This window comes from Streptomyces sp. NEAU-YJ-81 (genome assembly GCF_017592595.1).
Lineage (GTDB): Bacteria > Actinomycetota > Actinomycetes > Streptomycetales > Streptomycetaceae > Streptomyces > Streptomyces hygroscopicus_B.
The window spans coordinates 452,562-475,620 of record NZ_JAGFNO010000002.1 but is presented as its reverse complement, the minus strand read 5'-3'; the positions used below and the strand labels follow the sequence as shown (position 1 = coordinate 475,620).

20 protein-coding genes are annotated in these 23,059 nt (G+C 71.0%); 7 read left to right on the top strand and 13 right to left on the bottom strand.

Features of this window, described 5'->3' with window-relative positions; translation table 11 throughout:
* Positions 1 to 179: 179 nt before the first annotated feature.
* Entirely contained in the window at positions 180 to 2,900 is a 2,721-nt protein-coding gene (gene ppc / locus J5X86_RS07685; protein WP_208516003.1) for a phosphoenolpyruvate carboxylase, read from the bottom strand.
* A 245-nt stretch (positions 2,901 to 3,145) separates the two neighbouring features.
* Here ppc and J5X86_RS07680 point away from each other — a divergent pair, with 245 nt between their 5' ends.
* The 3 genes from J5X86_RS07680 to J5X86_RS07670 all read left to right on the top strand — a co-directional run bounded on the left by J5X86_RS07680 (position 3,146) and on the right by J5X86_RS07670 (position 5,362).
* Positions 3,146 to 4,126: a fatty acid desaturase gene (locus tag J5X86_RS07680; RefSeq protein WP_208516002.1), complete on the top strand. Its 981-nt coding sequence runs from the start codon at positions 3,146 to 3,148 to the stop codon at positions 4,124 to 4,126.
* On the top strand, positions 4,123 to 4,833 hold the full coding sequence (locus tag J5X86_RS07675; RefSeq protein WP_078643159.1) for a TetR/AcrR family transcriptional regulator: 711 nt from the start codon (positions 4,123 to 4,125) through the stop codon (positions 4,831 to 4,833). The genes J5X86_RS07680 and J5X86_RS07675 overlap by 4 nt, the downstream gene beginning before the upstream one ends.
* Positions 4,834 to 4,981: 148 nt before the next feature.
* Positions 4,982 to 5,362 (top strand): hypothetical protein, encoded by a 381-nt coding sequence (locus tag J5X86_RS07670; protein WP_243979666.1) that lies wholly within the window; start codon positions 4,982 to 4,984, stop codon positions 5,360 to 5,362.
* A gap of 4 nt (positions 5,363 to 5,366) precedes the next feature.
* Here J5X86_RS07670 and J5X86_RS07665 read toward each other — a convergent pair whose 3' ends face one another.
* Positions 5,367 to 6,209, bottom strand: a complete 843-nt coding sequence (locus J5X86_RS07665) for a hypothetical protein (RefSeq protein WP_208516001.1) — start codon at positions 6,207 to 6,209, stop codon at positions 5,367 to 5,369.
* A gap of 243 nt (positions 6,210 to 6,452) precedes the next feature.
* Here J5X86_RS07665 and J5X86_RS07660 point away from each other — a divergent pair, with 243 nt between their 5' ends.
* Positions 6,453 to 7,583, top strand: coding sequence for a Gfo/Idh/MocA family protein (locus J5X86_RS07660; RefSeq protein WP_208516000.1), 1,131 nt, complete (start codon positions 6,453 to 6,455; stop codon positions 7,581 to 7,583).
* Between the two features lie 3 nt (positions 7,584 to 7,586).
* Here the strand turns inward: J5X86_RS07660 and J5X86_RS07655 are convergent, their stop codons facing one another.
* The 3 genes from J5X86_RS07655 to J5X86_RS07645 all read right to left on the bottom strand — a co-directional run bounded on the left by J5X86_RS07655 (position 7,587) and on the right by J5X86_RS07645 (position 9,551).
* Positions 7,587 to 8,231: a Uma2 family endonuclease gene (locus J5X86_RS07655; RefSeq protein WP_308124464.1), complete on the bottom strand. Its 645-nt coding sequence runs from the start codon at positions 8,229 to 8,231 to the stop codon at positions 7,587 to 7,589.
* A 106-nt stretch (positions 8,232 to 8,337) separates the two neighbouring features.
* Positions 8,338 to 8,718 carry a VOC family protein gene (locus tag J5X86_RS07650; protein WP_208515999.1) on the bottom strand — a complete coding sequence of 127 codons (381 nt, stop codon included), beginning with the start codon at positions 8,716 to 8,718 and terminating at the stop codon, positions 8,338 to 8,340.
* The gene (locus J5X86_RS07645) at positions 8,715 to 9,551 is read right to left on the bottom strand and encodes a trans-aconitate 2-methyltransferase (protein WP_208515998.1); all 837 of its coding nucleotides are present in this window, start codon (positions 9,549 to 9,551) and stop codon (positions 8,715 to 8,717) included. The genes J5X86_RS07650 and J5X86_RS07645 overlap by 4 nt, the downstream gene beginning before the upstream one ends.
* A gap of 136 nt (positions 9,552 to 9,687) precedes the next feature.
* Here J5X86_RS07645 and J5X86_RS07640 point away from each other — a divergent pair, with 136 nt between their 5' ends.
* The gene (locus J5X86_RS07640) at positions 9,688 to 10,185 is read left to right on the top strand and encodes a MarR family winged helix-turn-helix transcriptional regulator (protein ID WP_014054422.1); all 498 of its coding nucleotides are present in this window, start codon (positions 9,688 to 9,690) and stop codon (positions 10,183 to 10,185) included.
* Here J5X86_RS07640 and J5X86_RS07635 read toward each other — a convergent pair.
* The 4 genes from J5X86_RS07635 to galT all read right to left on the bottom strand — a co-directional run bounded on the left by J5X86_RS07635 (position 10,144) and on the right by galT (position 14,594).
* Positions 10,144 to 10,998 (bottom strand): response regulator transcription factor, encoded by an 855-nt coding sequence (locus J5X86_RS07635; RefSeq protein WP_208515997.1) that lies wholly within the window; start codon positions 10,996 to 10,998, stop codon positions 10,144 to 10,146. The two genes, J5X86_RS07640 and J5X86_RS07635, sit on opposite strands and share 42 nt — an antisense overlap.
* 379 nt (positions 10,999 to 11,377) lie before the next feature.
* Positions 11,378 to 12,610 (bottom strand): galactokinase, encoded by a 1,233-nt coding sequence (galK, locus tag J5X86_RS07630; RefSeq protein WP_208515996.1) that lies wholly within the window; start codon positions 12,608 to 12,610, stop codon positions 11,378 to 11,380.
* Positions 12,577 to 13,554, bottom strand: coding sequence for a UDP-glucose 4-epimerase GalE (gene galE / locus J5X86_RS07625; RefSeq protein WP_208515995.1), 978 nt, complete (start codon positions 13,552 to 13,554; stop codon positions 12,577 to 12,579). The genes galK and galE overlap by 34 nt, the downstream gene beginning before the upstream one ends.
* Positions 13,551 to 14,594: a galactose-1-phosphate uridylyltransferase gene (gene galT, locus J5X86_RS07620; protein ID WP_078643151.1), complete on the bottom strand. Its 1,044-nt coding sequence runs from the start codon at positions 14,592 to 14,594 to the stop codon at positions 13,551 to 13,553. The genes galE and galT overlap by 4 nt, the downstream gene beginning before the upstream one ends.
* A gap of 162 nt (positions 14,595 to 14,756) precedes the next feature.
* Between galT and J5X86_RS07615 the strand changes: the two genes are divergently transcribed.
* Together J5X86_RS07615 and J5X86_RS07610 are read left to right on the top strand one after the other, a co-directional pair.
* On the top strand, positions 14,757 to 16,427 hold the full coding sequence (locus tag J5X86_RS07615) for a sodium:solute symporter family protein (RefSeq protein WP_208515994.1): 1,671 nt from the start codon (positions 14,757 to 14,759) through the stop codon (positions 16,425 to 16,427).
* A 27-nt stretch (positions 16,428 to 16,454) separates the two neighbouring features.
* Positions 16,455 to 16,826, top strand: coding sequence for a hypothetical protein (locus J5X86_RS07610; protein ID WP_208515993.1), 372 nt, complete (start codon positions 16,455 to 16,457; stop codon positions 16,824 to 16,826).
* Between the two features lie 128 nt (positions 16,827 to 16,954).
* On the opposite strand, the gene J5X86_RS07605 is transcribed toward J5X86_RS07610, so the two are convergent.
* The 4 genes from J5X86_RS07605 to J5X86_RS07590 all read right to left on the bottom strand — a co-directional run bounded on the left by J5X86_RS07605 (position 16,955) and on the right by J5X86_RS07590 (position 22,884).
* Complete coding sequence (locus J5X86_RS07605; protein WP_208515992.1) at positions 16,955 to 17,695, bottom strand: LuxR C-terminal-related transcriptional regulator; 741 nt, start codon at positions 17,693 to 17,695, stop codon at positions 16,955 to 16,957.
* Between the two features lie 261 nt (positions 17,696 to 17,956).
* Entirely contained in the window at positions 17,957 to 19,777 is a 1,821-nt protein-coding gene (locus J5X86_RS07600; protein ID WP_208515991.1) for a hypothetical protein, read from the bottom strand.
* Positions 19,778 to 20,079: 302 nt separating this feature from the next.
* Positions 20,080 to 21,897, bottom strand: coding sequence for an ABC-F family ATP-binding cassette domain-containing protein (locus J5X86_RS07595; RefSeq protein WP_208515990.1), 1,818 nt, complete (start codon positions 21,895 to 21,897; stop codon positions 20,080 to 20,082).
* A gap of 60 nt (positions 21,898 to 21,957) precedes the next feature.
* The gene (locus J5X86_RS07590) at positions 21,958 to 22,884 is read right to left on the bottom strand and encodes a 4-(cytidine 5'-diphospho)-2-C-methyl-D-erythritol kinase (RefSeq protein WP_208515989.1); all 927 of its coding nucleotides are present in this window, start codon (positions 22,882 to 22,884) and stop codon (positions 21,958 to 21,960) included.
* Positions 22,885 to 23,059: the final 175 nt, after the last annotated feature.

Below are 23,059 nucleotides of genomic sequence, written 5' to 3'. Positions count from 1 at the left end.
CGACCACCGCCGTGGGGGTCCTCGCCGTCGCGGCGGGGAAGAGATGGCGGGCAGCGGCGGAGCCTGCTGGCCATCCCCGGGGGGCCGGGGGCGGAGCCCCCGGGAACATCACCCCCCCACACGCCCCCGGGCGGCCCCGCGCCCCGGGGGGAGCGGGCCCGCCCGGTGTCACGCCCTGGTCAGCCCGTGTTGCGGAGGCCCGCGGCCACGCCGTTGACCGTGAGGAGGAGCGCACGGCCGAGCAGCGGGTCGGGCTCTTCGCCTCGTTCGCGCGCGGTGCGCTGGCGGTGGAGCAGGGTCACCTGCAGATACGAGATCGGGTCGAGGTAGGCGTCCCGGACGTGGAAGGTCTGCTTCAGCACCGGGTTGGAGTCGAGGAGTTCGCGCTCACCGGTGATGCGCAGCACCTCTCGTACCGTCAGTTCATGCTCTTCCTGGATGACGTCGAAGACGTGCTTGAGGTCCTCGGGGACCAGCGTGTCGACGTAGTGGCGGGCGATCCGCAGATCGGTCTTGGCCAGGGTCATTTCGACGTTGGACAGGAAGTTGCGGAAGAAGTGCCAGTGCTGGTGCATTTCGTCGAGGACGCCGTCGAGTCCGGCTTCGCGGGCGGCCTTGAGGCCGGAGCCGACGCCGAACCAGCCGGGGACGATCTGCCGGGACTGGGTCCAGCCGAACACCCAGGGGATGGCCCGGAGTCCGTCGAGGCCGGCGCCGGAGTCGGGGCGGCGGGAGGGCCGGGAGCCGAGGTGGAGGTCGGCGAGCTGGTCGACCGGGGTGGAGGCGAAGAAGTACGCGGGCAGGTCGGGGTCGTCGACGAGTGCGCGGTAGGCGCCGTGGGCGGCGTCGGAGACGGTTTCCATGGCCGCGTCCCAGCGGGCGAGCGCCTCGTCGGACTGGCGGGGCGCGGTGTGCAGGGCGGATGCCTGCAGCGTGGCGGCGACGGTGAGTTCCAGGTTTTCGCGGGCGAGCGAGGGCACGAGGTACTTGTCGGAGATGACCTCGCCCTGTTCGGTGACCTTGATCTCGCCTTCGAGGGTGCCCCACGGCTGGGCGAGGATCGCGTCGTGGGTGGGGCCGCCGCCGCGGCCGACGGTGCCGCCGCGGCCGTGGAAGAGCCGCAGCCGTACGCCGTGCCGGTGGGCGACGTCGCGCAGCAGCCGCTGGGCGCGGTGGATCTCCCACTGGGAGGTGGTGATGCCGCCGAACTTGGACGAGTCGGAGTAGCCGAGCATGACCTCCTGGACGTCGCCGCGGAGGGCGACGAGCCGCCGGTAGGAGGGGTCGGCGAGCATTTCGTCGAGGAGCTTGTCGGCGATCTTGAGTTCTTCTGTGGTCTCCAGCAGCGGAACGATGCCGATCTTGGCCCAGCCGGCGTGGAGGTCGATCAGTCCGGCCTCGCGGGCGAGGACGGCGGCGGCGAAGACGTCGTCGGAGCCCTGGCACATGGAGATGATGTAGGACTCGACGATTTCGGGGCCGAAGCGCTCGAAGGAGTCGCGGATGGTGCGGAAGACGCCGAGGGTCTTGGCGCCGGCGGCGTCGAGGGGCGCCGGGGTGGGGGCGAGGGGGCGCCGGGAGCGCAGTTCCTTGGCGAGCAGCTTGCGGCGGTAGTCGCGGGGCATATCGGCGTAGCGCCAGGATTCCTCGCCGAGCCGGTCGAAGAGCTGGCCGAGGGCGTGGTGGTGGGCGTCGGCGTGTTCGCGGACGTCCATGGTGGCGAGCTGGAGGCCGAAGGCGGCGAGGGTGCGGATGGCGCGTTCGAGCCGGCCGCCGGCGATGAGGTGGCCGCGGTGGGCGCGCAGGGAGTCCTGGATGAGGTGGAGGTCGGCGAGGAGTTCGCCGGAGCCGAGGTAGTCGCGGCCGGGCTGGTGGGGGGTGTCGCCGGCGAGCCGTTCGCGGGTGTTGACGATCTTCTGCCGCATGCAGGTGGCCTTGAGCCGGTAGGGCTCTTCGGCGTTGAGCCGCTTGTAGCGCGGGCTGATCTCGGGCAGTAGTTCGAGGTCGCGCTGGAGGGAGGCGAGGAGTTCCTCGGAGGCGCCGGTGTTGCGGATGGAGCTGGAGAGGGCGGCGCGCAGATCGTCGATGATCTCCAGGGCGTCGGTGATGCCGTGTTCGTGCTGGAGGATCAGGACGTCGCGGGTCACCTCGGGGGTGACGTTGGGGTTGCCGTCGCGGTCGCCGCCGATCCAGGTGCCGAAGGTGAGGGGGCGGGTGGTGGCGGGCAGCTCGACGCCGACGCGTTCGAGTTCGGCGGTGAGGTCCTCGAGGACGTCGCCGACGGCGCCGGCATGCAGTTCGTCGAGGTAGTAGATGGCGTTGCGGGCCTCGTCGGCGGGTTCGGGGCGGGCGACGCGCAGCTCGTCGGTCTGCCAGAGCAGGTCGATGTTCTCGGCGAGTCGCAGGTCGGCGCGGCGGGCGTCGCCGCCGACGGCGAGGGTGTCGAGCAGTTCGGCGATGCGGCGGAGCTTGGTGAGGACGGTGCGGCGGGCGGCCTCGGTGGGGTGGGCGGTGAAGACGGGGCGGACGCCCAGGTGGGCGACGGTCTGCCGGAGGTGCTCGGGGTCGGCGTCCTTGAGCTGGTCGGCGGTGCGGGCGAGGATGCCGCCCTCGGCGGCGCGGCGGGTGCGCAGCTCGCGGCCGCGGTGTACCTGTTCGGTGACGTTGGCCAGGTGGAAGTAGGTGGAGAAGGCGCGGACCAGCTTGGCGGCGGTCTGGAGGTCGGTGGAGCCGAGCAGGTCTGCGGCTGCCTCGCCGTCACTGCGGGTGAGGGCGCGGACGCGCTCGACGAGCTCGAGGAGGTCGGGTCCCTCCTGGCGGACGAGCGTCTCGCCGAGCAGGTCCCCCAGACGGCGGATGTCGGCACGCAGAGCGGCGTTGGTGTGGTCGGCACTGCTCACAGGTGCGGGCTCCTTGCAGTGAACGGGGTTCGAAGCGCGGCATCAGGGCTTGCGCGGCGGGCGCCGCGGGCTGCTGACCCGGTGCTTTCGGCCATGTGCGGACCGCGCTGTCCGACGTTCCCAGGATAGGCGGCACGACCCTGGGTGAGACCAGAGCCCTATTGCCCCGCTTCCGGGCCCTGCCATACTTACGACGCCGTAGGTTACGGATCCGTAGCCATGCCCCGAGCCCCACGAGGGATCCCATGACTGCAAGCCCCGACGTGGTAAACGACACGCCGAAGGCCCAGGAGGCCCCGCTTCCCTCCGCCACGCTCGGCGGGGACAGCAAGCGCTCCATCGAACAGATCACCCTTCTCCTGTTCATCACCGTCCCCTTCGTCGCGCTGGTCGCGGCGGTTCCCCTGGCCTGGGGCTGGGGGGTCAGCTGGCTGGATCTGGCGCTGATGGTGTCGATGTACTACATCGGCTGCCACGGCATCACGATCGGCTTCCACCGTTACTTCACTCATGGCTCGTTCAAGGCGAAGCGGCCGCTGCGGATCGCGCTGGCGATCGCGGGGTCGCTGGCCGTGGAGGGGCCGCTGGTCCGCTGGGTGGCCGATCACCGTAAGCACCACAAGTTCTCCGACGCGGACGGCGACCCGCACTCCCCTTGGCGGTACGGCGAGACCGTTCCGGCCCTGATGAAGGGGTTGTGGTGGGCACATATCGCCTGGATGTTCGATGAGGAGCAGACCTCCCAGCAGAAGTACGCACCGGATCTGATCAGGGACGGCGCCGTCCGGGCGGTCTCCCGGCAGTTCGTGGTGTGGACGCTGATCTCCCTGATGCTGCCCCCGCTGATCGGCGGGCTGGCGACCTGGTCCTGGCAGGGCGCGGTGACCGCCTTCTTCTGGGGGTCCCTCGTCCGGGTGGCCCTGCTGCACCATGTGACCTGGTCGATCAACTCGATCTGCCATGCGGTGGGCAAGCGCCCGTTCAAGTCGCGGGACCGCTCCGGCAATGTGTGGTGGCTGGCGGTGCTCTCGTGCGGCGAGTCCTGGCACAACCTGCACCACGCGGATCCGACCTGCGCCCGGCACGGCGTGATGAAGGGGCAGCTGGACTCCAGCGCCCGGATCATCCGCTGGTTCGAGAAGGCGGGCTGGGCGTATGACGTGCGCTGGCCGAGCCAGGCCCGTATGGACGCCCGCCGTCAGGAGGAGTCCGTCGGAGCGGCATGATGGAGGGCGTGGCGACCGACAGTAATACCAGCGGTGAAAAGGACCGGCGGGGCCGGACAGGCCGGCCCTCCGGATCCGGGACCCGGCGGCCCCGCCGGGTCCGGATGACCGGTAAGGAGCGCCGGGAGCAGCTGCTGGACATCGGTCGCACGCTCTTCGCCGAGCGTGGCTTCGAGGGCACGTCGGTGGAGGAGATCGCGGCGAAGGCGGGGGTCTCCAAGCCGGTGGTGTACGAGCACTTCGGCGGCAAGGAGGGGCTGTACGCGGTCGTGGTGGACCGTGAGATGCGGCGGATGCTGGACATGGTGACCACATCGCTGACCGCGGGCCATCCTCGGGAGCTGTGCGAGCAGGCCACCTTCGCCCTTCTGGATTACATCGAGGAGTACACGGACGGGTTCCGGATCCTGGTCCGTGACTCCCCCGTCGCCCAGTCGACGGGCACCTTCGCCTCGCTGATCAGCGATATCGCCACCCAGGTGGAGGACATCCTGGGCCTGGAGTTCAAGGCCCGCGGCTTCGACGCCAAGCTGGCCCCGCTGTACGCGCAGGCGCTGGTGGGCATGGTGGCGCTGACGGGCCAGTGGTGGCTGGACGTCCGCAAGCCGAAGAAGGCCGAGGTGGCGGCGCACCTGGTGAATCTGGCCTGGCACGGTCTGGACGGGCTGGAGCCGAAGCCGCGGCTGATAGGCCACCGCAAGGCGTGACCTCCCGGTACTGGTCCGCGCGTCCCCCCTGCGGGGATGATGGGGGCTCAGGGGGAGGGGGATCCAGGGCATGAGCACGGGGGAGCGGTCGGAGGCGCGTCGGAAGACGGTGGCCGTGGGGCCAGGCGTCTGTCATGCGCTTGGTCTGATGATGCTGGTCATCACGGAGTGGGTGCGCGCGGACCTGAAGGACGCGACGTCGATGGCGTCGCACGGCTATCTGAAGGGCATGATCGAGTTCGCGGGCTCGCTGGCCGACACGGACTGGTACAAGCCCGCCGTGGACCTGTACGACAATGTCTCCTTCGGTGAGCCGCGGGCCGCCCTGTGGGCGGCGGTGTTCATAGCTCTCGTCGTGCGGCTCAACCGCTACGGGCCACAGGAGGCCCAGCAGCTGCTGTCCTGGGTGGCCGCCGCGTACTGCCTGCTGGCCACGCTGGCCCTCCTGCCGTATCTGGCCGCCCCGGGGGCGGGCGTCATTCTGGTGCTGGCGCTGAGCGGGGGCGTGGTGAACGTGGCGACCCGCTGAGCGGTCAGCCCTGGTACACCATGGTGCACAGCAGTGTCCGGCCGTCGTTCACCAGCCACGACCAGTAGTACGTACGGTCGCCCTGGACCCGGGCGCAGTTCGCCGCGGAGGCGTTCGCCGGGGCCTTGTAGACGCCGGTGATGTGCAGAATCCGGTTGTACCGGACCGGGACCCGCTTCGCGTCGCAGTCCACCACGGTCATCAGCCCGGCGTTCATCCGCGCCTGCTGCCCGCTGCCCGTCTGCTGGGCCAGCAGGCAGTACCCCACCGTGAACTTGCGGGTCAGGCACAGGGCGGTGGTCCGCCCGCGCGAGGTGTACGACATGTAGTCCTGGCCCGCCCCCTGCGGGCAGGCCCCGCCGCTGCTCCGCACCGCGCTCACCCACATGAACGCCTTTCCGGCACTGCAGGCGACCGGGGTGGGCATCCTGCTGTTGTACTGCCCGTCCCCGGCGTCGTACACGGCGAGGCAGTCCCCGGGGCTCACCGCCCGGTACGCCTCCTCGGTGGGATCCGGCGCCACGGTGGGCGTGGCGGGCGCCTGGGTCTCGGCAGGCCGTCCCCCTCCCCCGCTGCCTCCGGAGCCGTACCCGGGCAGCGAGGCGCTGGGGAGGCCCGTGGGGCCTCCGCTGGGGAGCCCGCCGGGGCTCGTCGGCAGGCGTGGGGCTCCGCTGGTCGGGAGCGCGCTGCCCGCGAAGGAGGTCTTGTCGTCCCCCTCGACCACCTGCGGCAGCACGAGCACGGCGAACGCGAGAACGGCGGCCACCAGTATCCAGATGCCGCGCTGCCTCTGCTCCTCGCTGCCCCCGCCTATGCCCGGATCCGCCCCGCCCGACGCGCTGCTCATGGCTCTCCCCCGAGAACGTGGCCACGGTTTTCTTGTTCGGCGCGTCCACGGTCTCATGTCAGATCGCTTCTGGGGAGCGCTGCGGCAAAGCGTGCCTGGTATGTGACCGCGATGGAATTGAGGGGGTTTCGTGCGTCGTTCCGGCCGAGGATGAGCCATCAAGTGTTCGACGTATAACGAACACTCGGCTAAGTTGGGTGTCCTTCCCGCGCGTTCCGCGTGTTTCTCCGAAGGAGCTCCGTCATGTCCTCATCGGCTTCCGGTCCCCGTACCCCCGTCCGCGTCGGCATCGTCGGCCTGAGTGCGAGCGGCGGGTGGGCCGCCCGCGCCCATGTTCCCGCGCTGGCCGCCCTGGACGGCTATGAGCTGCGGGCGCTCAGCGCGAGCAGCGAGGAGTCGGCTCGCGCGGCGGGCGCGAAGTTCGGCGTGCCGCTGACCTTCGGCAGCGCCGCGGAACTCGCCCGGAGCGAGGAGGTCGACCTGGTGGTGGTGACGGTGAAGGTGCCGCACCACCGTGAGCTGATTCTGCCCGCTCTGGAGGCCGGGAAGGCTGTCTTCAGCGAGTGGCCTCTGGGCACCGACCTGGCCCAGGCCGAGGAACTGGCGGCGCTCGCCGAGGCCAAGGGCGTGCGCACGGCGGTGGGTCTGCAGGCCCGCTCCGCCCCGCCGCTGCGCTATCTGCGCGATCTGGTGGCCGAGGGCTATGTGGGCCGGGTGCTGTCCACCACGCTGGTGTGCTCGGGTCGGGTCTGGGGCCCGACGTTCCGCGACGGTGGCGAATATCTGCTGGACCGGGCCAACGGCGCGACGCTGCTGTCCATCCCGTTCGGCCACACCGTCGACGCGCTGACCATGGTGCTCGGAGAGTTCACCGACGTCTCCGCCACGACGGCGACCCTCCGGCCCCAGGTGACACACGAGCCGAGCGGGCGGACCGCGACCATGACGGCCGAGGACCAGATCGCGGTCACCGGGACGCTGGAGTCGGGCGCGGTCGCCGCCGTCCACTTCCGGGGCGGCACCTCCCGCGCGACCGACTTCCACTGGGAGATCAACGGCACCGAGGGCGATCTGGTGGTCAAGGCCGACGCCGCCCTGTGGATGGACCGGATCACCCTCCATGGCGCCCACGGATCCGACACCGAACTGACCGAGCTGCCCGTCCCCGCCTCGTACGAGCGGCTCCCGCGATTCGCCGGACGCTCGACCGAGACTGCGTACAACGTGGCGTACGCCTACGCCCAGTTGCTCGACGACCTCACCACGGGCACCCGCCTCACCCCGGACTTCGCCCACGCGGCCGCCCGCCACCGACTCCTCGACCGCGTCCAGGAGTCGGCCCGCACCGGCGCGCGCCTGACCGTCACGGCCTGACCGTCACGACCTGACGATCGCGTCCCCGATGACGAAGCCCTTCGCGGGGCCGCCGGGAATGGCGGCGTCGGTGCCGTACGGGACGCGATGCTCGTCGGCGTAGTCGGCCTTCTTGGCGTTCGGGTTGGTCAGCACGACGACCGTCCCGTCACCGTCGAAATCGTCGATCAGGACGTAGAGCGGGATGCCCGCGCGGGCGTACGCCCGACGCTTTCGCTCCCGGTCGCGCGACTTGGCTTCCCGGCCGGGCGAGACCACCTCGAAGACCGCCTTGACCCCGCCCGCGTCCACTCCGAGATCTCCCTCGTCGGGGATCTCGTCGAGGTCCTCAGGGGCGATGAAGAGGTCGGGGATCCATACCTTGCGGCGGTGGATGACATTGACGTCGTGGTACGCGACATCGTCACCGTCTGCGAGATGGGCCTCCAAGGCCCGGCGGAGGCGGTTGATGATCACGCCATGACGGCGACGGCCGGTGGGCGACACCTCGATGTACTCCTCGACGATCTCGGCCCGGTAGCCCTCGGGGAGTTCCATGGCCTTCCACGCCTGCCACAGCACCTCGTCCAGGGGCACGGATTCCTGCCCGGCAGTCGGCGGCAACCCGTCGTCCACGGCAGAACACGGCTCATGCGCGAGAGCGGTCATCGTGAAGCACCTCCTCCATCAGTCTGGGCGCCGACGCCACTGCGGCACAAGCGACACCGTGACGCTATGCGTCCATGAAGCGTCATTACGGCAAACCCCGGGCCGATCATCCGATCGAGTGGTAACACCCGATCGGCTCCAGGAACTCCAGCCGGTTGCCGACCGGGTCCTCGGAATAGAAGCGGCGGTGCCCTGGCAATTTCTCGTCCCAAACGACCTCGGCGCCCTGCCCGGCGAGGCGGGCGGCGAAGGCTTCGATGCCGACGACCCGCAGGCCCGGGTGGGCCTTGCGGGATGGGCGGAAGCCCGGCTCGATGCCCAGGTGCAGTTGGACCGGGCCGCAGCCGAACCACAGGCCGCCGTTGGCAGCCAGGGCGGCCGGTTTGGGGAGCTCGGTCATGCCGAGCGCCTCGCCGTAGTAGGCGCGCAGCGCGGGCTCGCTGCCGGGCGGGGCGGCGAGCTGGACATGATCCAGGGCCGCGATCATCGCTGGGCCGTGCGGGCCACGACGAAGACGCGGCGGAACGGGAAGGCCGTGCCGTGGGGGCCGGAGGGGTAGGCGTCGCGGAGGAGGGCGGCGTAGGCGGCGAGGAAGCGGTCGCGGGCGGGCGGGTCGTCGGCGAGGGCGGTCAGTACCGGGCGCAGGGCGGTGCCCTTGACCCAGTCCAGGACGGGGTCGGCGCCGGTCAGGACCTGCACATAGGTGGTCTCCCAGGCGTCGACCTCGCAGCCGAGGGCGGCCAGGCGCTCCAGGTACTCGGTCGGCTCCAGGACGGAGGCGGGGTCGCGGAGGCGGTCGGCGAGGCGGTCGCGCCACTCGGGGGCGTCGCACAGGTCGCGCAGCAGGGTGTGGCTGGGGGCGGTGAAGTTGCCGGGGACCTGGAAGGCGAGGGTGCCGCCGGGGCGCAGTCCGGCCAGCCAGGTGCCGAAGGAGTCGGGGTGGCCGGGGACCCACTGGAGGGCGGCGTTGGAGACGATCAGGTCGTAGGGCTCATCGGGTGCCCAGTCCCGCACATCGGTACGGCGCAGGTCGAGGCGGCCGCCGCCGGTGGTGGGGCCCGCGAGGGGCTGGGCCTCGGCGAGCATCTCGGCGGAGTTGTCCAGGCCGGTGACATGGGCGTCGGGCCAGCGGTCGAAGAGCAGGACGGTGACGTTGCCGGGGCCGCAGCCCAGGTCGGCGATGCGGGGCGGGCGGCCGGAGCCGGGACCGGGGCCGGTGGGCAGTTCTGGGACGCGGGCCAGCAGGTCCAGGAAGGGGCGGGTGCGGTGGCCGGCGTGGCGCAGATACTGCCGGGGATCCCAGTTGGGCGCGGTGGTCATGGTCGGTCCCCCTGTGGGTACGGTCGGTACGGGGCGCGTCGCCGTGACCGCTGCGCGTCCCGGTGTATTACCGTTGCCCACGGTATCTCTTGATGTCAAGAGACTTCATGTCGACAGACCCACTACACTGATCGCCATGGAGGACGAGGTCGATCGGCTGGTCGCGGCGTGGCGGCGGGAACGCCCCGATCTCGATGTGGAACCGCTGGAAGTGCTCAGCCGGGTCAGCCGGCTCGCCCGCCATCTGGACCGGGCACGGCGCATCGCCTTCGCCGAGCACAATCTGGAGCCCTGGGAGTTCGACGTCCTGACCTCGCTGCGCCGGGCCGGACCCCCGTATCAGCTCTCCCCCGGGCAGTTGCTGACCCAGACCCTGGTCACCTCGGGCACCATGACCAACCGCATCGACCGGCTCGCCAAGAAGGGGCTGGTCGAGCGGGGGCCCGACCCGAGTGACCGGCGCGGTGTGCTGGTCCGGCTGACCGCCGAGGGGCGTGACCGCGCCGATCAGGCACTGGCCGGGCTGCTGGACCATGAGCACGCCATTCTGGCCGAGCTCTCCCAGGCCCAGCGCGCCGAACTGGCCGCGCTGCTACGCCAGTTGACCGCCCCGTTCGACAATCTCCCCGGCTAGGTCGACCGGGCCCACACCGGCGCGCCGGGCCAGCGCCACGGCCGCCAGCGTGGAGTGCACGCCCAGCTTGCCCAGCACATTCTGCATATGGGTGCGGACGGTGTGCGGGGAGAGGAAGAGCCGCTCGGCGACGGCCTTACGGCCGAGCCCGGCCACCATGCAGCGCAGCACCTCCCGCTCACGCGGCGTCAGCGACTCGACCAGGCGCTCGCTTTCGGTGCGGTGCTTACGGGCGGCCGTCAACTCCCGCAGGACGCCGGTGAGCAGAGCGGGCGGCAGATGGGTCTCCTCCCGGAGCACCCCCCGGATGACCGCGAGCAGCCGGACCAGTGAGCAGTCCTTGGCGACCCAGCCGGACGCCCCGGCCTGCAGCGCCACCGCCGCGCGGCGCGGATCGTCGCGCTCGGCCAGCACCACGGTGCGCACCCCCGGCTGGGTGGAGCGGACCGCGCCGACGAGCCATATGCCGTCGGCCGCCCGGCCGTTCACCGCCCGGGCGGGGCCGCCGTGCGGCCCGCTGTGCGGCCCGCTGTGGATGCCGTTGTGCGGCGTGCCGTTCGCCCCGCCGTAGGCCATCTCGGCCGGCACCGGGAGCGGTGGCCCCGTGCCGTCGGCGGCCGTGCCCAGATCGGCGTCGACCAGCAGAATGTCGAAGCGGCGCCCCTCCGCCGCGGCGCGCTCCAGACAGCGCAGCGCCGCCGGGCCGCTACCGGCCGCCGCCACGTCCACGTCCTGTTCCGCCGCGAGGGCGGCGGCCAGTGACTCGGCGAAAATACGATGGTCGTCAACCACGAGAACCCGAATACGTGCCACGGACAACCCCCCAGTCGCCGGATGAAGATTCCGGATACACCGAGAAACAGTGCGGGTACGGCGCCCGGCGCAAGGTCACCGCAACCCGCACGGCCGCCGCCGTGCTGTGATTGCTACCCCACCCCGGGCGTCGTACCTGACTGTCTCGCCCCCTGAACAAGCGTCGGCCCCCACCGACGCTGTACTCAGAGTAAGGCCGTGGTCTCATATAGGAAGCGGATTAGCGAAACTGACTGTTCTCGGCTGTTCACTGTGTGTTTCTTGTTCACTCTTGGGGACTGAGTGATCCACGAGCCGCGAAGATTTACCGAGAACGATCCGAGAAGCGATCAAGGGGCAGGTGGCGACGGCCGACTACAGCCGTCACACCCCCGCCCGGCTACAGCCGTCGCGCCCCCGCGCTGGGCACCGCCGGGAAGATCCGCGGAGCGCCATAGCCTGCCGCGCCGAACGCCTCGGTCACCGCCTTGCCCACCGCTTCCGCATCCGCCTCCGCCACCAGCACGATGGCCGAGCCGCCGAAGCCGCCGCCGGTCATCCGCGCACCCAGCGCACCCGCCGCGTTCGCCGACTCCACGACGAGGTCGAGCTCGGCGCAGGAGATCTCGAAGTCGTCACGGCAGGAGGCGTGCCCGGCGGTCAGCACCGGTCCGATGGACCGCGTGTCCCCCGCGTCCAGCAGCTCGATGACCTCCTCCACCCTGCGATCCTCGGTCACCACATGGCGCACCCGCCGCCGGGTGGTCGCGTCGCAGTCCAGCCGCTCCAGCTGGGCGAGCGTCGCGTCCAGCCCCTCGAAGGGCACATCGCGCAGCGCCGGCACCCCGATCGCCTCCGCGGCCGCCTCGCAGGCGGCCCGCCGGTTCGCGTAGGCGCCGTCGCCCAGCTCGTGCTTGACGCGGGTGTCCACCACCAGCAGCCGCAGCCCCTCGGCCGCCAGGTCGAACGGCACCTGGCGCTGGGTGAGATCACGGGCGTCGAGGAACAGGGCGTGGCCCTCGGTGCAGCACGCGGACGCCATCTGGTCCATGATCCCGCAGGGCACGCCCACGAAGACGTTCTCCGCGCGCTGGCAGAGCTGGGCGATGCGCCCCGGGGTGATCTCCAGTCCGTACAGGTCGCTGAGCGCGGTGGCCGTGACCACCTCCAGCGCGGCGGACGACGACAGTCCGGCGCCGGTGGGCACGGTGGACTCGAAGTGCAGGTCCGCACCGCCGGCCGCGCCGGTCAGCAGCCCCGCGTCGCGCAGCGCCCAGACCACTCCGGCCGGATAGGCCGCCCAGCCGCCGCGGTCGCCGCCGCCGGCGCCGCCCGCGACCGGCGCCAGCTCCTCGACCCGCAGCTCGACGATCCCGCCCGGGGCGTCGCCCGAGTGGAGCCGCAGCACTCCGTCGGTGCGCGGGGTGGCGGCGGCCAGGCAGGTGTGGGGCAGGGCGAGCGGCATGACGAAGCCGTCGTTGTAGTCGGTGTGCTCGCCGATCAGATTGACCCGGCCCGGCGCCGCCCAGACGCCGCCGGGCTCGGTGCCGTAGACCTCGTGGAACCCCGCCGTGGCCCGCCCGGGGCCGTGCTCGTCCGTCACTGACTCTCCCTCCGCTGCGCGAACTCCCATGCGTCCGCGACGATTCCGGCCAGGTCGGCGCGGGTCGGGCGCCAGCCCAGGCGCTCCTTGGCGCGCTCGGCGGAGGCCACCAGGACCGCCGGGTCGCCGCCGCGGCGCGGGGCGGCGATCTCCGGGATGGGGTGGCCGGTGACCTGGCGCACCGTCTCGATGACCTCGCGGACGGAGAAGCCGTTGCCGTTGCCGAGGTTGCAGATCAGGTGCTCGCCGGAGGTCGCGGCGCCGAGGGCGAGCAGATGGGCGTCGGCGAGGTCGGCGACATGGATGTAATCGCGGACGCAGGTGCCGTCGGGGGTGGGGTAGTCCTCGCCGAAGACGGAGATCGCCTCGCGCCGGCCCTGGGCGACCTGGAGCACCAGGGGGATGAGGTGGGACTCGGGGTCATGGCGCTCGCCATAGGCCCCGTAGGCGCCCGCGACGTTGAAGTAGCGCAGGGAGACCGCGGCCAGCCCGTGGGCGGCGCATTCGCCGCTGATCATGTGGTCGACGGCGAGCTTGCTGGCGCCGTAGGGGTTGGTGGGCGCGGTCGGGAGGTCCTCGGTGATCGGGACCTGGTCGGGCTCGCCGTAGGTGGCGGCGGTGGAGGAGAAGACGAGGGTGCGCACCCCGGCGTCGCGCATCGCGGCGAGCAGCTCGGTGGTGCCGCCCACATTGTTGACCCAGTACTTCTCGGGGTTGACGACGGACTCGCCGACCTGGGAGAACGCAGCGAAGTGCAGCACGCCGTCGAAGGTGGGGTCGAGCCACTTGCCGGCGTCCTGGATGCGGCCCTCGATGAACTCCGCGCCCTCGGGGACCCCCTCCCGGTGCCCGGTGGACAGGTCGTCCAGCACCGTCACCCGGTGGCCGGCTTCGAGCAGATGCGCCGCGACCACGCTGCCGACATAGCCGGCGCCGCCGGTGACCAGGTACTTCTTCTGCTGCGCATTGCTCACTTGCTCGCTACCTCTCGCAGTCGCTCGGCCGCGGCCTCCGGCGGCACATCGTTGATGAACACATTCATGCCGGATTCGGAACCCGCGAGAAACTTCAGCTTGCCGGAAGTGCGGCGGATGGTGAAAAGCTCGAGGTGAAGTGCGAATTCACCGCGGTCGGTCATGCGGTACGGCGCCTGGTGCCAGGCGGAGATGTAGGGCGTGGGCGGCTCACCCGTCCCGAAAATCCGGTCGAAGCGCTTCAAGAGTTCCAGATACATCTGTGGAAACTCTGTGCGCGCGGCCTCGTCCAGCGACGGCAGGTCCGGGACCCGCCGCTTCGGGTAGAGGTGCACCTCATACGGCCAGTGGGCGGCGTAGGGGACGAACGCGACCCAGTGCTCGCCGTCCAGCACCACCCGGCGCCCGTCGGCCAGCTCGTCGGCGACCACATCATCGAACAGATTCCGACCGGTGGCCACACGGTGCTCGGCGAGCGAACGGAGCATCAGCCGGGTACGCGGGGTCACAAAGGGATACCCGTAGATCTGGCCGTGCGGATGGCCGAGGGTGACGCCGATCTCCTTACCGCGGTTCTCGAAGCAGAAGACCTGCTCGACGGCGGGGTGTTGGGCCAGCTCGGCGGTGCGGTCGGTCCAGGCGTCGAGCACCAGAGCGGCCTGGGCGGCGTCGAGGTCGGCGAAGGAGGCGTCGTGGTCGGAGGTGAAGCACACGACCTCGCACCGGCCCGAGTCCCCGGCCAGCGACGGGAAGCGGTTCTCGAAGACCACGACGTCGTAGCCGGCGGCGGGGATCTCGCTGTGCCGCCCCTCGCGGGAGGGGCACAGCGGGCACTGGTCGGCCGGCGGGTGGTAGGTGCGGGCCTGGCGGTGGGAGGCGATCGCCACCCGGTCGCCGAGGAGGCGGTCGTGCCGGATCTCCGAGCTGGTCGCGATGGGGTCGAGAGGCCGCTGGTCGACGGCGTCGCGCACCGCATCGTCGCGCGCGTCGTAATAGATCAGCTCGCGTCCGTCCGCAAGCCGCGTCGCCGTCTTCTTCACTCCGCCAGCTCCTGTCAGGTGCACCCAACACAACTCAACATAATGAACCACAAGCCAACAGTGGCGTCAATGCACGGTGAAGGCGCCCGGACAAACCACAAGAATTCGGATACGTTCACCGAACGTTTCTGGTGCATTCCGTTCAGGCGATGAGGCGAGACCATGCGCTATCTGGCCGAAGGGCTCCGGCTTCCCACCAACGCACTCGATTACACGATCCTGATCCTCTACTTCGTCGTCGTCCTCGGCGTGGGATTCGCCGCCAGAGCGAGCGTCAAGACCAGCCTCGACTTCTTTCTCTCCGGCCGGTCGCTGCCCGCGTGGGTCACCGGTCTGGCCTTCGTCGCCGCGAATCTGGGCGCCCTGGAGATCCTGGGGATGGCCGCCAACGGCGCGCAGTACGGGGTGTACACCGTGCACTGGTACTGGGTCGGGGCCATTCCGGCCATGGTCTTCCTCGGCCTGGTGATGATGCCGTTCTACTACGGTTCCAAGGTACGGTCCGTCCCCGAGTTCCTGCTGCACCGCTACGGACCGTCCTCGCATCTGCTCAGCTCGATCATCTTCTCGATCGCGTCCGTGCTGATCGCGGGCGTGAACCTCTACGCGATGGCGATCGTGGTGGAGGCGCTGCTGGGCTGGCCGCAGTGGGTGGCCATCGTGGTCGCGGGGCTCTTCGTGCTCGCGTACATCACCCTCGGCGGGCTCTCTTCGGCGATCTACAACGAGGTGCTGCAGTTCTTCGTGATCCTGGCCGCCCTCATCCCGCTCACCGTGATCGGCCTGAGGCGGATCGGCGGCTTCGGCGGGCTCAAGGACTCGCTCGTGCACTCCCACGGCCCGAATTTCGTCTCCGCCTGGGGCGGCACCGGCATCGGCTCCCCCAACCCGCTGGGGGCCAACTGGCTGACCATCGTGCTGGGCCTCGGCTTCTGCCTGAGCTTCGGCTACTGGACGACCAACTTCGCCGAGGTGCAGCGCGCCCTGTCGGCCAGGAACCTCTCGGCCGCCCAGCGCACCCCGCTAATCGCCGCGTTCCCGAAGATGTTCATCCCGCTGATCGTGGTGGTCCCGGGGCTGATCGCGCTGGTCATGGATCCGGACATCGGCTCGAAGACGAGCGGTCTGCAGTACAACGACGCGATTCCGCTGCTGATGAGCGAACTGCTGCCCAACGGGGTGCTGGGGCTCGCGGTGACCGGGCTGCTGGCCGCCTTCATGGCGGGCATGGCGGCCAATGTGTCGTCCTTCAACACGGTCTTCACCCACGACATCTGGCGGGCGTACATCAGGAAGGACCGGCCGGACGGGTACTACCTGCTGACGGGGCGGGTGGTGACGGCGATCGGCGTGCTGGTCGGTATGGGGACGGCCTTCATCGCCTCCTCGTTCAGCAACATCATGAACTACCTCCAGACGCTGTTCTCGTTCTTCAACGTGCCGCTGTTCTGCGTCTTCATCATCGGGATGTTCTGGAAGCGAGCCACCTCCCAGGCCGGGTTCTGGGGGCTGCTCTGCGGCACCGTGGCCGCGATGATCAACTACTTCTGGCTCTACCGGGACGGCGTCATCTCCATCCCCAGCGACCAGGGCGCCAACTTCGTCTCCGCCATCGTGGCGTTCGTGGTCGGCGGGGTGGTGATGGTCGCGGTGACCCCGTTCACCAAGCCCAAGCCGGTGGAGTCGCTGGCCGGTCTGGTCTACGGCACCACCGCGCCCGGTGTGGCCGAGCCGCCGGCGCCGGGCGACGAGGCGTGGTACCGCCGCCCGGCCGTACTGGGCTGGAGCGCGCTGATCCTCGCGGCCCTGTGCTACATCCCGTTCTCCCTGTGACCCTCCGGCGGATAAGGAGCCCACGCCATGAGTGAGGAGTACGAATACCGGTCCGAGGTCGAGGAGCTGGAGCAGAGGTCGGCGACCGCGGCGCGGCTGTTCGATGTGCGGCGCATCATCGGCGGGCTGTTCGTGATCTACGCGATCATCGTCCTCATCGCCGGGTTCACCGCCTCGGACGCGGATGTGAAGAAGGCATCGGGCATCAACATCAACCTCTGGACCGGATGGTGCATGCTCGCGGTCGGCCTGCTCTTCCTGCTCTGGATGAAGCTCAGGCCGCTGTCCGCCCCCGGGGCCGCGCCCAAGCCGGAGTCCGGGCCGGGGGCAGGGGCGGGGGCCGGAGGGCCCGGAACAGGAGGGCCTGGAGCCGGAGGGCCCGGAGCCGGAGAGGGCTGAGCGGCGCGGGCCGCCGCGAGCCGGGGCGCGGGGGCCCGGACCACTGCGAGCCGGGCTGCGGGGCTGCCACCGCGCCGACGCGGACTACAGCCAAGCGGCCCGCAGGGCTTCCACCGCGCCGACGCGGGCTACGGCGCCGAAGCGGGCGGCTTGGGAGAGGGCGGCTGGGGCGCAGGCGGCTGCGGCGCGGATGCTGCGATCCGGCGGGACGCCGCGCGGTCCAGCAGCCCGGTGCGTGCCGCCAGGGCCGCCGCCTCCAGCCGCGAGCCCACCCCAAGCTTCATCAGCACCCGCTGCACATGCGTGCGGGCCGTGCTGGGGGCGATCCCCATGCCCGCCGCGATCAGCCGGGTGTCCTCGCCCTCGGCGACCCGCACCAGCACCTCCACCTCGCGCGGGGTCAGCATGCGCAGCAGCCGGGCGCCCTCGTCGTCGGGCTGGGCCGCGGGGTTGAGCAGCTCCGCGAACGCCCCCTGGAGTAGCTGGGGCGCCACGGCGGCCTCGCCCGCGCGCGCCTTCATCATGGCGCGTTCGACGCCCTCGATCCGCTCGTCGTGGCGTACATAGCCGGATGCGCCGGAGGCGAAGGCGGCGGCTATGCCGCGTGGGCTCGGCACCGGGCCGAGTACTACGACCGCGACCTGCGGCCGCTCCTTCTTGATCTGCACCACCGGGTCGAACACCCCTGGTTCGGCGGGTGCCGCCGTGCCCAGCAGGCACACCTCCGGTGCCCGGCTCACCACCAGGTCCGCCGCGCCCGCGCTCGGTGCCGCCGCGGCGAGCACCCGGTGCCCGCGCAGCTTCAGCGCCGAAGCGAGCGCCTCCGCGAGCAGACGGTGGTCATCGACCACCATGAGTCGCACGCCCATGAGCTCCCCCCATTCGCTCAGGGGGGAAAGCTACACGCTTGTTCGACGTTGCGCGCCCCTTACCGGGCAGAAGCCCCCCGGAATGCCGAAATCCCGTCCATTAGTGCCTACTTGAGGTCCGGTTGACGTCTGAATCGGACCGATGCGGCCGGGTTCCGCGCGGGCGCGTGCCCCGGCGCTCCGCCGGAGCGAAAAGCGGCGGCCCCGCCCGTACGGTGGGTACGGGCGGGGCCGCCGTGGGCCTGGCGGACGCCGACGGGGTCAGCTCGCGCCGAAGATGATCGCCAGCGGGTCGTCCTTGTCGTAGGTGCCCGAGGGCTTGGTGGCGTAGACGTCGCTCATGAAGAGGTGCTTCCCGGAGTAGATGATCTCCGAGTAGCTGGGGCTGAACTTCGACTCCACCTCATGGGAGGAGACGGGGTTCTGCAGCAGCTTGGTCTTGGCGTACGCCTTGGGGTCGATCCGCCAGACCGCGCCGCCGGCCTCCCAGGTGCTCTCCTGGTAGGCGAGGACGGAGCCGTCCTCGTCGAGCCCGAGCGGGGTGAGCGCGGCGCCCTTGACCCCGTCCGTCTTCCCGATCGGCTTGCCGTTGGCCAGGCTGAACGCCACGACCTCGTTGGCCGTCGCGGCGGTGGAGTCGGTGCGGTCCTCGGAGCCGAGGAAGAGGGTGTTGGCCGACTTGGAGATGGCGAACTTCCGGCAGCCCTCGACGTTGGTCGACTCGCACTTGGCGTCGTACTTGCCGTTCTCGGTGCCGATCTTGCCGAGCACCTTGCCGGTCTTGGCGCTGTCGTCGATGGACAGGAAGTCCGAGACCGCCGAGCCGGTCGAGTCACCGGCGTCGAGGCCGATCACCAGCGGGTCGGTGGAGGCGACGTGGACGTAGTCGATGCCCTGCGAGACCTTGTAGGCCGACTTCACCGCACCCGTCTTCGGGTTGAGCGTCTGGATCTGGATCTGCGGGTTGTCGTAGTCGCCGCAGCGGCGCACCGCGACCAGCTTGTCCTCGCCGCCCGCGTAGCCGTCGTCCGAGCACTGCTCGCCGGACTTCGGCTTCCACAGCGCCTGGCCCGAGGTGGACCAGGCGGCGCCGCCGCTGGTGCCGCCCGCGGCCACGGTGCCGCCGCCGAGGGTGACCTCGTCGAAGCGGATCTTCTCGTCACCGTCCTTGACGCTCCGGTGCCAGAGCATCTTGCCGTTCTTGAGGTCCAGCAGCCCGACCTCGGTGCAGCCGGGGTACTTGTCCTTGGCCGACGGCTTGGCCTCCTGGTAGAGGACCGTGGTCAGCCCGTCCTCGGTGAGGTGGTCCGAGGACCAGCAGACCGCGCCGTCCAGCGGGATCGTCCACTTCGCGGTGCCGCCGCTCAGCGGATAGCCGACGATCTTGTAGACGTCCGCCTTCACGAAGGCGTCCTCGGTGACCCACATGCCCTCGACGGTGACCTGGTCGGAGACCTTGGGCATGGGAACCTTGTTGAGCAGTTTGGCATCTACGGTCTTGGCGGGCTTGTCCCCACCGCCCGTGGAACCGCTTGAAGAAGAGCCCTGGCTGGACTGTTTGTCCTTGCCCTTGGCCTCGCTGCCGCCGCCGTCGTCCTTGGTGGCGAACCAGATGCCGCCGCCGATGATCAGCGCGACCGCGACCACGGCGCTGACGATGATCGCCATACGCTGCTTGGACTGGCCGGAGCCGCCGGGGGCGCCCGGACCGGGGCCGCCGGGGAACTGGGCCTGCGGCGGCTGGCCGTACTGCTGCTGACCGTAAGGCTGCTGGCCGAATTGCGACTGACCGTAAGGCTGCTGGCCGTACTGCGACTGACCGTAAGGCTGCTGGCCGGGCGCCGGCTGCTCCGGGTAGCCGTAGCCGCCGGCGCCCGGCGGGGGCGTCTGCGGCGGGGCGGGCGGTGCCGCCGGGGGCGGAGGCGGGGTCTGCGGTGGCTGACCGGGCGCCTGCGGATAGCCGTAACCCTGCTGGCCCGGAGGCGGCGTGGGCGGCTGCTGCGGATAGCCGTAACCGGGATCCTGCGGTGCCCCGAAGCCGCCCTGCGGCGGCTGGTTGGGCGGCGGAGGCGGCTGTGACATGCGAAATCCTTCAGGTGCGGGACCCACCGACCGACCGGCCTCCCCCGCGATCCCGGGGGTCAAAGCCCTCCGGGAAGGAGCGAATCGGACGTGGAACCCCGCCATCGAGCGGAAGGCAGGCGGGAGTTCTTTGTATCACCCGTAAGGGGCGCAATAGGGACCAGTTTCCAGGTCATCGACCAGCTGAGACCGGCCTGTGACGCGACCGTTGCCAGGGCGCGCGCCAGGGGCGCACAGTCTCTTCACGCGATGCTTTCAGGCCACTCACATCGGATGTGGCCCGCCCCTTGGTCCTCCGCCGCTCAGGCGTCGTCGGCCAGCTCCAGCCACCGGGTCTCCAGGTCGTCCCGCTCCCCCGTCAGCTCGCGCAGTTGGGTGTCGAGCTCGGCGACCTTGGCGAAGTCCGTGGCGTGCTCGGCGATCCGCGTATGCAGGTCGGACTCCTGCTCGCTGATCCGGTCCAGCCGCCGCTCGATCTTCTGGAGTTCCTTCTTCGCGGCGCGCTGCTCGGCGGCCGACCGCTGCCGGGCGACCTGTTCGTCCGGCTTCTGCTTGGCGGACGCGGCGGCCGGGGCTGCCGCGGCCAGGGCGCGCTGCCGCCGCTCCAGGTACTCGTCCACGCCGCGCGGCAGCATCCGCAAGGTGGCGTCGCCCAGCAGCGCGAGCACCCGGTCGGTGGTGCGCTCGATGAAGTAGCGGTCGTGGCTGATGACCACGAGCGAACCGGGCCAGCTGTCGAGCACGTCCTCGAGCTGGGTCAGGGTCTCGATGTCGAGGTCGTTGGTGGGCTCGTCCAGGAAGAGCACATTGGGCTCGTCCATCAGCAGCCGCAGGATCTGCAGCCGGCGCCGCTCACCGCCGGAGAGATCGCCGACCGGGGTCCACTGCTTCTCCTTGGTGAAGCCGAACTTCTCGCATAGCTGGGAGGCGGTCATCTCCCGGCCCTTGCCGAGGTCGACGCGCTGCCGCACCTGCTCGACGGCCTCCAGGACCCGCAGGTTCCGGTCGAGTTCGGCGACCTCCTGGGACAGATACGCGAGCCTTACGGTCTTGCCGACCGTGACCCGGCCCGCGGCGGGCTGCTGTTCGCCCTCGCTGCGGGCGGCCTCGGACAGGGCGCGCAGCAGCGAGGTCTTGCCCGCGCCGTTCACCCCCACCAGGCCGATCCGGTCGCCGGGCCCCAACTGCCAGGTCAGATGCTTGAGCAGCACCTTGGGCCCGGCGGTGACGGTCACGTCCTCCAGATCGAAGACGGTCTTGCCGAGCCGGGAGTTCGCGAACCGCATCAGCTCGGCGCTGTCGCGCGGCGCCGGCACATCGGCGATCAGCGCGTTGGCGGCCTCGATGCGGAAGCGGGGCTTGCTGGTGCGGGCGGGGGCGCCGCGGCGCAGCCAGGCGAGCTCCTTGCGCATCAGGTTCTGCCGCTTGGTCTCCTCGCTGGCGGCGATGCGCTCGCGCTCGGCGCGGGCGAAGACGTAGTCGCTGTAGCCGCCCTCGTACTCATGGACGGCGCCGCGCTGGACGTCCCACATCCGGGTGCAGACCTGGTCGAGGAACCAGCGGTCGTGGGTGACCACCACCAGGGCCGAGCGGCGGGCGCGCAGATGCCCGGCCAGCCAGGAGATGCCCTCGACGTCGAGGTGGTTGGTGGGCTCGTCGAGGACGATCAGGTCCTGCTCGGCGATCAGGAGCTGGGCCAGCGCGATACGGCGGCGCTCACCGCCGGAGAGCGGGCCGATGACGGTGTCGAGCCCCTGCGGGAAGCCGGGCAGGTCGAGCCCGCCGAACAGCCCGGTGAGCACATCCCGGATCTTGGCGTTGCCCGCCCACTCGTGGTCGGCGAGATCGCCGATCACCTCATGGCGGACGGTGGCCTCGGGGTCGAGGGAGTCGTGCTGGGTGAGCACGCCGAGCCGCAGATCCCCGGCGTGGGTGACGCGGCCGTCGTCGGCGGGCTCCAGCTTGGCGAGGATCCGGATGAGCGTGGTCTTGCCGTCGCCGTTGCGGCCGACGACGCCGATGCGTTCGCCCTCGTTCACCCCGAGGGAGACGCCGTCCAGCAGCGCACGTGTCCCGTACACCTTGCCGACGGATTCAACGTTGACCAGGTTGGTCGCCATCACACTCCATTACGCGGATCGATCGGCTCCCCAGGGTAGTCGCCGTGCGGGGCGCCTCGCTCAGGCGTCCACGAGCCGTGCCCCGGGGACCGGGCCGGAGGTGATCCGGACCGTGCGGCAGGTGCCCGACGCGGCCAGCGCGCCCGCCACCGCCTGCGCGGCCTCGGTGTCCTTGGCCAGGAAGGCGCAGGTCGGGCCGGAGCCGGAGACGAGAGAGGCGAGCGCGCCCGCGTCCGCACCGGCGCGCAGGGTGGCGGCGAGCGCGGGGCGCAGCGAGAGCGCGGCGGACTGCAGATCGTTGGATACGGCGGTGGCCAGCGCGGTGGCGTCGCCGGTGCGCAGCGCGTCCAGCAGCGCCTGGGAGGGCTCGGGGTCCGGGACGTCGGCGGCGCCCGCACCCGCGCCGGACGCCTCGCGCAGCCGGTCGCATTCGCGGTAGACGGCGGGGGTGGACAGTCCGCCGTCGGCCACGGCGAACACCCAGTGGAAGGTGCCGCCGGTCTCCAGCGGGGTCAGCAGCTCGCCCCGGCCCCGGCCGAGGGCGGCGCCGCCGACCAGACTGAAGGGGATGTCGCTGCCCAAGTCGGCGCAGATGTGGAGGAGTTCCTCGCGGGTCGCCTTGGTGCCCCACAGCGCGTCGCAGGCCAGCAGCGCCCCGGCGGCGTCGGCACTGCCGCCCGCCATGCCGCCCGCGACGGGGATGTCCTTGGCGATGTGGAGGTGGACGCCGGGCGCGATGCCATGCCGTTCGGCGAGGGCGACGGCGGCGCGGGCGGCGAGGTTGGTGTGATCCAGCGGCACCTGACCGGCGTCCGCGCCCTCGACGGTGATGCGGAGGGTGTCGGCGGGGGTGGCGGTGACCTCGTCGTGGAGCCCGACGGCGAGGAAGACGTTGGCCAGGTCGTGGAACCCGTCGGGGCGCAGCCCGCCGACCGCGAGCTGGACGTTGACCTTGGCGGGCACACGGGCGGTCACGGGACGGGTCACGGGGCTCCTCGGTGCGGGGTCGGTGTTCCGGTGCGGCCATTGTCCCGCCTACGGGGGTGGGCCTGCGGGGGTGGGCCTACGGGGGGGGTGGGCCTGCGGCGGGCTCTTTCCCCACCCCGCCCCGTCCCGTAACCCGGGGGCCGCCCCCGGCCCCCCGGGGGAACACCCCGCGGGG